Origin of the sequence: Pseudomonas shirazica (assembly GCF_015168335.1) — a bacterium.
Classification (GTDB): domain Bacteria; phylum Pseudomonadota; class Gammaproteobacteria; order Pseudomonadales; family Pseudomonadaceae; genus Aquipseudomonas; species Aquipseudomonas asiatica.
The window spans coordinates 4,639,632-4,651,901 of the sequence record NZ_CP063456.1 but is presented as its reverse complement, the minus strand read 5'-3'; the positions used below and the strand labels follow the sequence as shown (position 1 = coordinate 4,651,901).

At 64.3% G+C, this 12,270-nt stretch carries 8 protein-coding genes; 6 read left to right on the top strand and 2 right to left on the bottom strand.

The genetic code is table 11. From position 1 onward, the window contains the following. Positions 1–189: 189 nt before the first annotated feature. From IMX18_RS21475 to IMX18_RS21455, 5 genes are all read left to right on the top strand, one after another. Complete coding sequence (locus IMX18_RS21475) at positions 190–1,257, top strand: DUF2333 family protein (protein WP_013970713.1); 1,068 nt, start codon at positions 190–192, stop codon at positions 1,255–1,257. A 2-nt stretch (positions 1,258–1,259) separates the two neighbouring features. After that, entirely contained in the window at positions 1,260–1,796 is a 537-nt protein-coding gene (locus IMX18_RS21470) for an NUDIX hydrolase (protein ID WP_217190798.1), read from the top strand. Positions 1,797–2,115: 319 nt separating this feature from the next. After that, positions 2,116–2,487 (top strand): translation initiation factor Sui1, encoded by a 372-nt coding sequence (locus IMX18_RS21465; protein ID WP_003257057.1) that lies wholly within the window; start codon positions 2,116–2,118, stop codon positions 2,485–2,487. A gap of 151 nt (positions 2,488–2,638) precedes the next feature. Continuing rightward, positions 2,639–4,552 (top strand): arginine decarboxylase, encoded by a 1,914-nt coding sequence (gene speA, locus IMX18_RS21460; RefSeq protein WP_025337567.1) that lies wholly within the window; start codon positions 2,639–2,641, stop codon positions 4,550–4,552. A 234-nt stretch (positions 4,553–4,786) separates the two neighbouring features. Then, positions 4,787–5,242, top strand: coding sequence for an REP-associated tyrosine transposase (locus tag IMX18_RS21455; protein ID WP_015268818.1), 456 nt, complete (start codon positions 4,787–4,789; stop codon positions 5,240–5,242). Positions 5,243–5,323: 81 nt separating this feature from the next. On the opposite strand, the gene IMX18_RS21450 is transcribed toward IMX18_RS21455, so the two are convergent. Next, positions 5,324–6,661 carry an MATE family efflux transporter gene (locus IMX18_RS21450; protein ID WP_015268819.1) on the bottom strand — a complete coding sequence of 446 codons (1,338 nt, stop codon included), beginning with the start codon at positions 6,659–6,661 and terminating at the stop codon, positions 5,324–5,326. Between the two features lie 250 nt (positions 6,662–6,911). Between IMX18_RS21450 and IMX18_RS21445 the strand changes: the two genes are divergently transcribed. Continuing rightward, positions 6,912–11,813: an alpha-2-macroglobulin family protein gene (locus IMX18_RS21445; protein ID WP_217190796.1), complete on the top strand. Its 4,902-nt coding sequence runs from the start codon at positions 6,912–6,914 to the stop codon at positions 11,811–11,813. Between the two features lie 133 nt (positions 11,814–11,946). On the opposite strand, the gene IMX18_RS21440 is transcribed toward IMX18_RS21445, so the two are convergent. Continuing rightward, positions 11,947–12,240: a hypothetical protein gene (locus IMX18_RS21440; protein WP_013970720.1), complete on the bottom strand. Its 294-nt coding sequence runs from the start codon at positions 12,238–12,240 to the stop codon at positions 11,947–11,949. Positions 12,241–12,270: the final 30 nt, after the last annotated feature.

Below are 12,270 nucleotides of genomic sequence, written 5' to 3'. Positions count from 1 at the left end.
CTTTTCAGGTGCGTGAGTGCCCTGTGTCAACAAAGCGGCCAGAACGAATATTCAGTTGCTGACCGATTGGTCGCTTATGCGTAAGGCGGTGTCTGCTTTATAGTGCTGCCACGCGGGCTTGCCGTGGCACCCTGGCGTAGGCCTGTGGTCCAAGCCCCTGAACCGTCGTGACTGATTAAGGACAAAGCCATGCTGGACTGGAAAAACCGCGAGGCCAAAGCCGAGCCCCGCGAGCGTGTCGACGGCCGTGGCGCCGCCGCCCGTAGCTATCTTGGCGGCCTCTGGAGCCGTGCCCTGGGGACCCTGATCGGGTTGTACCTGCTGGTGTGCATCGGCCTGGGCTGGTACTGGAGCCAGGAGCCGGAGCTGTTCCCGGTGCAGCAGAACGCCCAGGCCGCAGCCGAGCGTACCGGCCAGCAGATGGTGGTGGGCTACACCACTATCGAAACCCTCAAGACCGTGGCCGGCACCTTGCTGAACAAGCCTGGTGGCTACATTTCCAACGACCGCTTCCCGCCAGGGCTGTGGATGGACAACATGCCGAGCTGGGAATATGGCGTGCTGGTCCAGGTGCGCGACCTGTCCCGTGCCTTGCGCAAGGACTTCGCCCGTTCGCAGTCGCAGTCGACCGAAGACGCCGACCTGGCCAAGGCCGAGCCGCGTTTCAACTTCGACAACAAGAGCTGGATCCTGCCGTCGAGCGAGTCGGAGTTCGAAGAGGGCATCAAGTCGCTGACCCGCTACCAGACCCGTCTGGCTGCCGGCGACAAGGGCGCAATCTTCTATACCCGTGCCGACAACCTGAACAACTGGCTGGGTGACGTGGCCACCCGCCTGGGCTCGCTGTCGCAGCGCCTGTCGGCCAGCGTTGGCCGGGTCAAGCTCAACACCACGCTGAAGACCGAGTCGCTGGTCGCCGGCCAGGCGCCGCAGGTGGACGAGGAGCTGGTGGAAACCCCATGGCTGCAGATCGACAACGTGTTCTACGAAGCCCGTGGCCAGGCCTGGGCGCTGTCGCACCTGCTGCGCGCCATCGAGGTGGACTTTGCCGACGTGCTGGCGAAGAAGAACGCCACGGTCAGCGTGCGCCAGATCATCCGTGAGCTGGAAGCCTCGCAGGAAGCCCTGTGGAGCCCGATGGTGCTCAACGGCAGCGGCTTCGGCATGTGGGCCAACCACTCACTGGTCATGGCCAACTACATTTCCCGGGCCAACGCGGCGGTCATCGACCTGCGTCAGCTGCTGTCGCAGGGTTGATGATGGCGATCAGCCCGAACGAGGCCGCCCACCGGGCGGCTTCCGACCGAGAACTGGTCACCTGGGTGGATGAAGCCGACCGGGTGCTGGGTGCCTTGCCCCGGGCCGAACTGCGCGAGCGCGGCCTGATAGGGCGTTGCACGTTCATTCTGCTGTTCAACAGTGCCGGTGAACTGTGTGTGCACCGGCGCACCCTGAGCAAGGCGCTGTACCCGGGTTACTGGGATGTGGCGGCAGGCGGCATGGTGACGGCCGGGGAGGCGTATGCCGATTCGGCAGCGCGGGAGCTGGCCGAGGAGCTGGGGATCGACGGTGTGGAGCTGCGTTTTCATGAGCGGTTCTACTTTGACCAGCCGGATAACCACTTGTGGTGTGCGGTGTATTCGGCGGTGTCGGATGCGCCGTTGCGGTTACAGCCGGAAGAGGTGATCGAGGCGCGGTTCATTGGCCTGGAGCAGGCTGAGCAAGAAAGTCTGACCAAGCCGTATTGCCCGGACTCGTTGGCGGCGTTGCAGCGCTATAAAGCCAGCCTGGGATGACGCCGTGGACCGCTTTGCGGTCCTTTCGCGACACAAGGCCGCTCCTACATTGATCGGGGTACGCAGGGCTTTGTAGGAGCGGCCTTGTGTCGCGATCGGGCTGCAAAGCAGCCCCAGTGTCGAAAGGAGTCGCAAAACATTCGCAAAATGCCGCATTCCAGTACTTAGCAACAGCGGGATTTATCGTTACACTGCGCGCCCTTTTCGGGCTGCCGCAGGTCTTGTGGCAGTAGCGCCGCCCCTGCCAGAGTGGGGCTTCGCGGTCGGGCTCAACCCCCAGGGGCCGACCAGTTTTTGTCCTCAGCACAGAGGAACAAAAGTGGCCAAGAAAGCTTCTTCCTTCGCCGCCCTTGGCGGTCTCGTTTACTCCACCGACACCGGTCGGCACTGCCCCGACTGTAGCCAGCCGGTGGATGCTTGTACCTGCAAGCAGCAGGTCATCCCCGAAGGCGATGGCATTGCCCGTGTGCGCCGCGAAAGCAAGGGCCGCGGCGGCAAGACCGTGACCACCGTCACCGGCGTGCCGCTGCCGCTCGATCAGCTCAAGGAGCTGGCCTCTACCCTCAAGCGCCGCTGTGGTACCGGTGGCGCCCTGAAGGATGGGGTCATCGAAATCCAGGGCGACCATGTCGAACTGCTGATCGGTGAGCTGACCAAGCAGGGCTTCAAGGCGAAAAAATCCGGCGGCTGATGCGGCCACGCGATTTTTTGCCCAGTGCTTTCTAAACTCGTTGCCGTGACCAGGGTCTATCCAGGGCACGGACGAATCGTCATTTTTGGCTTTTACACTGCGCCCGCCTCCTTGCGGGGCAGTGTCTTCGACTTATCTATAGGGGACTTGAATGTCCGTACGACGCACACGCAAAGACGATGGTAGCCAATGGACCGTGGCCGACAGCCGCAGTGTTTATGGCATCCGCCATTGGGGCGCTGGTTATTTCGCCATCAATGAAGCCGGGCGCGTCGAAGTACGCCCCAACGGCCCGAAAAGCGCACCGATCGACCTGTTCGAACAGGTCGACGAACTGCGCCAGAGCGGCCTGTCGCTGCCATTGCTGGTGCGCTTCCCCGACATTCTGCAGGACCGCGTGCGCCAGCTGACCGGCGCCTTCGATGCCAACATCGCGCGCCTGGAATACCAGAGCAAGTACACCGCGCTGTACCCGATCAAGGTCAACCAGCAGGAAGCGGTGGTGGAAAACATCATCGCCACGCAGAACGTCTCCATTGGCCTGGAAGCCGGCTCCAAGCCTGAGCTGCTGGCAGTGCTGGCGCTGGCGCCGAAGGGTGGCACCATCGTCTGCAACGGCTACAAGGACCGCGAGTTCATCCGCCTGGCGCTGATGGGCCAGAAGCTCGGCCACAACGTGTTCATCGTCATCGAGAAAGAGTCGGAAGTGGCCCTGGTGATCGACGAGGCCGCCGAGCTCAAGGTCAAGCCGCAAGTCGGCCTGCGCGTGCGCCTGTCGTCGCTGGCCTCGAGCAAGTGGGCCGACACCGGTGGCGAGAAGTCCAAGTTCGGCTTGTCCGCCGCCCAGCTGATTTCGGTGGTACAGCGCTTCCGCGATGCCGGCCTGGACCAAGGTATCCGCCTGCTTCACTTCCACATGGGCTCGCAGATCGCCAACCTGGCGGACTACCAACACGGCTTCAAGGAAGCCATCCGTTACTACGGTGAGCTGCGTGCGCTGGGCCTGCCGGTCGACCATATCGACGTTGGCGGTGGTCTGGGCGTGGACTACGACGGTACCCATTCGCGCAATGCCAGCTCGATCAACTACGACATGGACGACTACGCCGGCGTGGTGGTGGGCATGCTCAAGGAATTCTGCGACGCGCAGGGCCTGCCGCACCCGCACATCTTCTCCGAGAGCGGCCGTTCGCTGACCGCCCACCACGCCATGCTGGTGATCCAGGTGACCGACGTCGAGAAGCACAACGACGACGTGCCGACCATCGAGAACAAGGAAGCCCTGCCCGAGACCGTGCAGTGGCTGGTCGACCTGCTCGGCCCGACCGATATCGAGATGGTGACCGAGACCTACTGGCGCGCCACCCACTACATGGGTGACGTGGCTGCGCAGTATGCCGATGGCAAGATCAGCCTGGCCGAGAAGGCCCTGGCCGAGCAGTGCTACTTTGCCGTGTGCCGCCGCCTGCACAACTCGCTGAAAGCCCGCCAGCGCTCGCACCGCCAGGTGCTGGACGAGCTGAACGACAAGCTGGCCGACAAGTACATCTGCAACTTCTCGGTGTTCCAGAGCCTGCCGGACACCTGGGCCATCGGCCAGGTATTGCCGATCATCCCGCTGCACCGCCTGGACGAAGAGCCGATGCGTCGTGCCGTGCTGCAGGACCTGACCTGCGACTCCGACGGCAAGATCAACCAGTACGTCGACGAGCAGAGCATCGAGACCAGCATGCCGGTGCATGCGGTGAAGGAGGGCGAGGACTACTTGCTGGGTGTGTTCCTGGTCGGTGCCTACCAGGAAATCCTCGGTGACATGCACAACCTGTTCGGTGACACCGACTCGGTGAACATCTACCAGAACGCCGACGGTAGCGTGTACCACGCCGGTATCGAGACCCACGACACCATCGAAGACATGCTGCGCTATGTGCACCTGTCGCCGGAGGAGTTGATGACGCATTACCGTGACAAGGTGGCCAGCGCCAAGATCACTGCGCGGGAGCGGACTCAGTTCCTGGATGCTTTGCGCCTTGGTCTGACTCGGTCTTCGTACCTGTCGTCGTGATCCTCGGGGGCCGCTTTGCGGCCCATCGCGACACAAGGCCGCTCCTACAGGGGACCGCGAAACCACATGGAATTGCGGTTTCGCGGGAAATCGCGGCGCGAGCTTTTGTAGGAGCGGCCTTGTGTCGCGATCTGAGGGCGCAGCCCTCACCGCGTCATACTCGGTAATGATCCACCGGCGATGCATTTCATCGCCATGCCTATCCTGTGAATGCAATGTTCAAAGGAAGTCGACATGGATCGTCACGGCAACCATCGCTTGCGCCAAGGGCGCTTTTCAGAGCCAGGCCGGCTCTATCTGCTAACCACCATCACACGCCATCGCCTCCCGTTGTTCGAGAACCTCTGGTTTGCGCGTTCGGCCATTCAGCAATTGCGGCTGAGTGATCGAGAGGGGAGTTGCCGTTCGCTGGCCTGGGTCTTGATGCCGGACCATTTGCACTGGCTGATCGAGCTTGGCCCGACCAGCCTGGGCAAACTCATGTGTGCCTTCAAGTCGCGAAGCAGTTGCGCGCTCTACCGTACAGGTGCCGAGCGACAGCACATCTGGCAACCCGGCTTTTACGACCGAGCGCTGCGCAAGGAGGAGGATGTAAAGGCCGCTGCCCGCTACATCATCGCCAATCCCATTCGGGCTGGTCTGGTGCGGCGGGCTGGTGATTATCCACATTGGGATTGTGTGTGGCTGTGAATCCGCAGGTGATCGCGATACCAGGCCATCTCCATGTAGGAGCGGCCTTGCGTCGCGATGGGCCGCAAAGCGGCCCCGGCATTACTGAATCCACTCACCTTTTTCCTGCAACCGCCATCCCACCCACCCCAACGTCACTGCCCGCAACCCCATGAACCCGAGAAACGCCAACCACAACCCATGGTTGCCAAACCCACTCATGAGCACCCCCAAGGGCAGCGCAATCACCACCGAAACCAACATCGCATTACGCATCTCCCGCGCCCGGGTCGCGCCTATGAACAAGCCATCCAGCAAATAACTCCACACCGCAATCAACGGCAGCAATGCCAGGTACGGCAGGTACGGATAAGCCGCTGCCCGCACACTCTCGATGTCGGTCTGCAAATCGATGAACAGGTGCCCGCCCAGCAGGAACAACCCGGCAAACCCCAGGCTGATGATCAGCGACCAGCCACAGGCCACCACCAGCGAGCGGCGCAATGTGTCGCGGTCGCGGGCGCCAATGGCATGGCCGCACAGGGCCTCTACCGCGTGCGCCAACCCGTCAAGCGCATAGGCAGTCAGCAGCAGGCCGTTGAGCAGCAGGGCATTGGCCGCCACGGTGGCTTCGCCCAGACGAGCGCCTTGCACGGTGATCAGCAGGAACACCAGTTGCAGCGCCAGGCTGCGCAGGAAGATGTCGCGGTTCACCGCCAGCAGCGGTCGCCAGGCCTGCCAGCGCTTGAGCGCCGCCCACACGATCTGCCCCGGGTAGGCGCGCAGGGCCGGGCGAGTCAGGGCCAGGCCGAGCAGGGCGGCGCTCCATTCTGCAATCACCGACGCCCGCGCCGAACCTAGCACGCCCCAGCCCAGGCCAAGCACGAACCACAGGTTCAAGGCGATGTTCAGCAGGTTGGTGGTCAGCAGGATGGCCAGTGGCGCCCGCGCGTTCTGGGTGCCGAGGAACCAGCCGACCAGGGCGTAGCTGGCCAGTGCCGCGGGCAGGCCAAGCAAGCGGGTATGGAAGAAGTCTTCGGTGGCTTGCTGCAGGGCCGCGCTGGGTTGCATCGCGTGCAGCGCCAGCTGGCTGAAGGGCAGGGCCAGCAGGCCGATCAGCAGGGCGAAGCCGACCGCCAGCAACAGCCCTTGTACCAGTACCTGGCGCAACGCTGCACCGTCGCCTCGGCCGGCGGCCTGGGCGGCGAAGCCGGTGGAGCCCATGCGCAGGAAGCCCATCAGGCCAACCATGAAGGTGAACAGCGTGGCGCCCACGGCTACGGCACCCAACTGGTGGGCGTGGGGGAGGTGGCCGATGACCGTGCTGTCGACCAGGGCTACCAGCGGCACGGAGATGTTGGACAGGATCATCGGCGCGGCCAGGGCCCAGACCTTGTGGTGGGTGGGGCGGTGCTGCCAGTCGGTGGTCAGTGAGGTCATCGGGCGTCCTGGGGAATCCTGGGGCTGCTGCGCAGCCCTTTCGCGACACAAGGCCGCTCCTACAGGAACCGCAAGGCCTTCCAGGTTGCCGCGGTCTCTGTAGGAGCGACCTTGTGTCGCGAAAGGGGCGCAAAGCGCCCCCCGCTTTTCTAAATTGCCAGCAGTGTACCGGCCATGCAGCTAATTCGCGCGACCATAGTTGCGCTATAGTTGCTGCCCTCACGTACACGCTGCCAAAGAGTTCTACTCCATGTTCAACAAAGGATTGTTGCTGGCCTGCGCGCTGGCTTTGCTCAGTGCCTGTGACTCTTCGACGCCGGACAAGCCGGCGCCATCCGAAAAGCCGGCGGCCACAGCGCCCGCCGCCACCCCGGCACCCCAACGCGAAGACCAGGCCGTACTCGCCAAACGCTACGAGGGCCGCGAGCTGACGGTGCTGGATGTTTCCGAAGTGCAGCTCGATGGCGCCGCGACGCTGTCGATCAGCTTCTCCGCGCCGCTGGATGCCAAGCAGGACTTCGCCAGCAAAGTGCACCTGGTCGACACCGTCAAAGGCAAGCTCGACGGCGCCTGGGAACTGTCCGACAACCAGATGGAGCTGCGTCTGCGCCATCTGGAGCCGCAGCGCAAGCTGGTGCTGACCGTCGACAAGGGCCTGCTGGCGGTCAATGGCAAGCAACTGGACAGCGAGTCGATCAGCCGCCTGGAAACCCGCGACATGCAGCCGACCATCGGCTTCGCCAGCCGCGGTTCGCTGCTGCCCACGCGCCTGGCCGAGGGCCTGCCGGTGATCGCCCTCAACGTCGACAAGGTCGATGTCGAGTTCTTCCGCGTGAAGCCGGACATGCTCTCGACCTTCCTGGTCAACTGGGGGCGCAACAGCAGCCTTTACTACTACCAGTCCAAGGAAACCCTGGACATGGCCGATCTGGTCTACAGCGGCCGCTTCGACCTCAACCCCGCACGCAACACCCGCGAGACCGTGCTGCTGCCGATCGCCGGCATCAAGCCGCTGCAGGAGCCAGGCGTGTACCTGGCGGTGATGCGAGCCTCGGGCACTTACGACTACTCGCAACCAGCGACCCTGTTCACTCTCAGCGACATCGGTGTGTCCGCGCATCGCTACCGTGACCGCCTCGATGTGTTCGCCCAGGCCCTGGAAGGTGGCAAGGCGATGAACGGCGTCAACCTGGAAATCCATGACGACAAGGGCAAGCTGCTGGCTCAGGCCAGCACCGACAGCGATGGCCACGCCCAGCTGCCGATCACGCCCAAGGCCGACACCCTGATCGCCACCCAGGGCGTGCACACCACCCTGCTGCGCCTGAGCAGCGCGGCGCTGGACCTGGCCGAGTTCGACATCACCGGCCCGCAGGCCAACCCGCTGCAGTTCTTCATCTTCGGCCCGCGTGACCTGTATCGCCCCGGTGAAACGGTGTTGCTCAACGGCCTGCTGCGCGACCAGGACGGCAAGCCGGTCAAGGCGCAGCCAGTGAGCGTGGAAGTGCGTCGCCCGGATGAGCAGGTCAGCCGCAAGTTCGTCTGGGAAGCCGACGGCAATGGCCTGTACCAGTACCAGCTGCAGCTGGCCAGCGAGGCCCCGACCGGCCGCTGGCAACTGCTGCTCGACCTGGGGGGCGGGCGCAAGCAGGTGTATGAATTTCTCGTCGAAGACTTCCTGCCCGAGCGCCTGGCGCTGGAACTCAAAGGCAGCAGCAAACCGTTGTCTCCGGATCAGGATGCGCGTATCCAGGTCAATGGCCGTTACCTTTACGGCGCCCCGGCTGCCGGCAACCGCCTGAGCGGCCAGGCCTATGTTCGCCCGCTGCGCGAGGCGGTACCGGCGCTGCCTGGCTACCAGTTCGGCTCGGTCACCGAAACCGAGCTGAACCAGGACCTGGAGCTGGACGAAGTTACCCTCGACCAGGCCGGCAAGGCCGTGGTCGATATCGAAAGCCGCTGGGCCGAAGCCCGCTCGCCGCTGCAACTGACCGTGCAGGCCAGCCTGCAGGAGTCCGGTGGCCGGCCGATTACCCGCCGCCTGGAACAACCCATCTGGCCGGCCGAGCGCCTGCCGGGCCTGCGTGGCCTGTTCGACGGCGAGGAAACCGACAGTGACGGGCCGGTGGAGTTCGAGTTCCTGGTGGCCGACCGCAACGGCAAGAAACTGGCGGCCAACGACCTCAAGGTGCGGCTGGTGCGCGAGCGCCGCGACTACTACTGGAACTACTCGCAGAGCGATGGCTGGAGCTACGCCTACAACGAGAAGTTCCTGACCCAGAGCGAAGAGACCGTAAGCGTCAAGGCCGGCTCCACCGCCAAGCTGAGCTTCCAGGTGGAATGGGGCCCTTACCGTGTCGAGGTGGAGGACCCGGAGACGGGCCTGGTGTCCAGCGCGCGCTTCTGGGCAGGCTATCGCGCCCAGGACAACGCCGAAGGCGGCGCGGTGCGGCCGGACCAGGTCAAGCTGGCGCTGGACAAACCGGCCTACGCCGACGGCGCTACCGCCAAGGTCACCGTCACCCCGCCCGCAGCCGGCAGTGGCTACCTGATGATCGAGTCCAGCGATGGCCCGCTGTGGTGGCAGGAGATCGACGTTCCCGCCGAGGGCAAGACGTTCGATGTGCAACTGGACAAGCAGTGGGCACGCCATGACCTGTACATCAGCGCGCTGGTGATCCGCCCGGGTGAGCGCAAGGCCAACGCCACGCCGAAACGCGCGGTGGGCGTGCTGCACCTGCCGCTGAACCGCGCCGAACGCAAGCTGGCGGTGAGCCTGCAGGCTCCGGAAAAAATGCGCCCGAAACAGCCGCTGACCGTGAAGATCAAGGCTGCAAATGCCGATGGCAGCGTGCCTGAACGGGTGCATGTGCTGTTGTCGGCGGTGGACGTGGGCATCCTCAACATCACCGACTTCAAGACCCCCGACCCATTCGCCAGCCTGTTCGGGCGCAAGGCTTACGGTGCTGACCAGCTGGATATCTACGGCCAGTTGATCGAAGCCGGCCAGGGCCGCCTGGCCAGCCTGGCATTTGGTGGTGACGCAGCGATGGCCAAGGGTGGCAAGCGCCCCAACACCACGGTGACCATCGTCGCCCAGCAGAGCCTGCCGGTGACCCTGGACGACAAGGGCGAGGGCCAGGCCACGGTCGATATCCCCGACTTCAATGGCGAACTGCGGCTGATGGCCCAGGCCTGGACCGAGGAACAGTTCGGCATGGCCGAAGGCAAGACCGTGGTCGCCGCGCCGCTGATCGCCGAACTCTCGGCGCCGCGTTTCCTGGCCGGTGGCGACCGTACCAGCCTGGCGCTGGACCTGGCCAACCTGTCTGGTCGTGCCCAGCAACTGAATGTTGAAATCAGCACCGAAGGGCAGCTGAGCCTGGCGGCCAACGCCGTGCAAAACGTAGCCCTGGCTGAAGGCCAGCGCTCGACGCTGATGATCCCGGTACAGGCCCAGGGTGGCTTGGGGCAGGGCAAGGTACATGTGCGGGTTACTGGCCTGCAGCTGCCGAACGAGCCGACCGGCGCGTTCGAACGCGAGTGGACGCTGGGCGTGCGCCCGGCCTACCCGGCGATGCTCAAGCACTACCGCGTGGCCTTGAAGGACCAGCCATGGACCCTGCCTGAAGCAGACCTGGCTGCCTTCGAACCCGCCGGGCTTGAAGCCAGCCTGGCCCTGTCGAGCCGGCCACCGCTGAACCTGGCCGAGCAGATCCGTGCCCTCGAAGCATACCCCTACGGTTGCCTGGAGCAGACTACCAGCGGCCTCTATCCGTCGCTGTACGCCGATGCCGACAGCCTCAAGCGCCTGGGCATCAAGGGCGAGCCAGCCGATGTGCGCAAGCGCAAGATCGAGATGGGTATCGAGCACCTGCTGGGCATGCAGCGCTACAACGGCAGCTTCGGCCTGTGGAGCTCGGACAGCGAAGAAGAATACTGGCTGACCGCCTATGTCACCGACTTCCTGCTGCGCGCCCGTGACCAAGGCTATGGTGTGCCCGCCGAAGCGCTGAAGAAGGCCAGCGAGCGCCTGCTGCGCTACCTGCAGGAGCGCAACCTGATCGAAGTCGACTACAGCGAGAACGCCGAACACACCCGCTTCGCCGTGCAGGCCTATGCGGCATTGGTGCTGTCGCGCAGCCAGCAGGCGCCCCTGGGTGCCCTGCGTGGCCTGTTCGAACGCCGCGCCGACGCCCGCTCTGGCCTGCCACTGGTGCAACTGGCGGTGGCGCTGGACAAGATGGGCGACAAGCCGCGTGCCGAGCAGGCCCTGCAGGCAGGCCTGGGCATCAGCCGCGGTAAAGGCTGGATGGCCGACTATGGTAGCGCCCTGCGTGACCAGGCACTGATCCTGGCGCTGCTGCAGGAAAGCAACCTGGCCAGCCGCCAGGTCGACCAGCGCCTGTTCGCCCTGTCGGATGAACTGGCGGCCAACCGCTGGCTGTCGACCCAGGAGCGCAATGCACTGTTCCTGGCCGGCCGTGGCCTGCTGGGCAAGCCGGAAGGCCAGTGGCAGGCGCGCCTGGACAGCGCGGGCGAAGTGCGCGAGTTCAACAATGCCGAGTCCGGCATGAAGCTCGAAGGCCCGTTGCTGGCTTCGCCATTGAGTGTGCAGAACCAAGGTAGCGAAACGCTGTACCAGCAACTGACCTTGTCGGGTTACCCACGCCAGGCGCCTGCGGCCGGTGGCAATGGCATGCAGATCCGCCGTGAGTACCTGGGCATGAATGGCCAGCCGTTGGACCTGCATAACCTGCGCAGCGGCGACCTGGTGCTGGTGCACCTGGCGCTCAAGGCTGAAGACCGGGTGCCGGATGCGCTGGTGGTGGACTTGCTACCGGCGGGCCTGGAGCTGGAAAACCAGAATCTGGCGCAAAGTGCCGCCAGCCTGGAAAACGCCAGCAGTGCGGTGAAGGAATGGCGCGAATCGATGCAGAACGCCAGCGTGGTGCACCAGGAGTATCGCGATGATCGTTACGTCGCCGCGCTCAAGCTGGACAGCTATGGCACCACCCACCTGCTGTACCTGGCTCGGGCGGTGACCCCGGGCACCTATCGCGTGCCGCCGCCGCAGGTTGAATCGATGTACCGGCCAAACCTGCAGGCCGTGGGGGATGGGCAAGGGGAGATGACCGTAAAAGCCCGCTAGAATTTTGTCGCCTTTACCGGCCTCATCGCCGGCAAGCCAGCTCCCACAGGATGGAGCATGGCTTGAGGGCGACGCGGTCGAGGTGGGAGCTGGCTTGCCGGCGATTGGGCCGCAACGCGGCCCCCGGCCCTGTTCAGTGAATCACCCAGCTCATCACCCACAACCCCAGCAACAGCCAGATGATCCCGAGGATGATCGAGGCGCGCATGAACGCGCGGATTGCCGAGTACAGCAGCACCAGCCCGATGATCAGGGCGAGGATGCTGAGCAGCGAGGTCTCCATGCCCAAGGTGCGCGCCAGGCCATCGATGAAATTGCCACCGGCATTGGCCAGCAGGTTGAACAGCCCGCTCAATGCGTCGACGATGAAGCGGATCAATGACCCCAGCGCCTGGCCCAGCCACTCGAAAAAACCTTCTACATGCATAGTTGCTTCCTGATGAACGAATCGGCGATG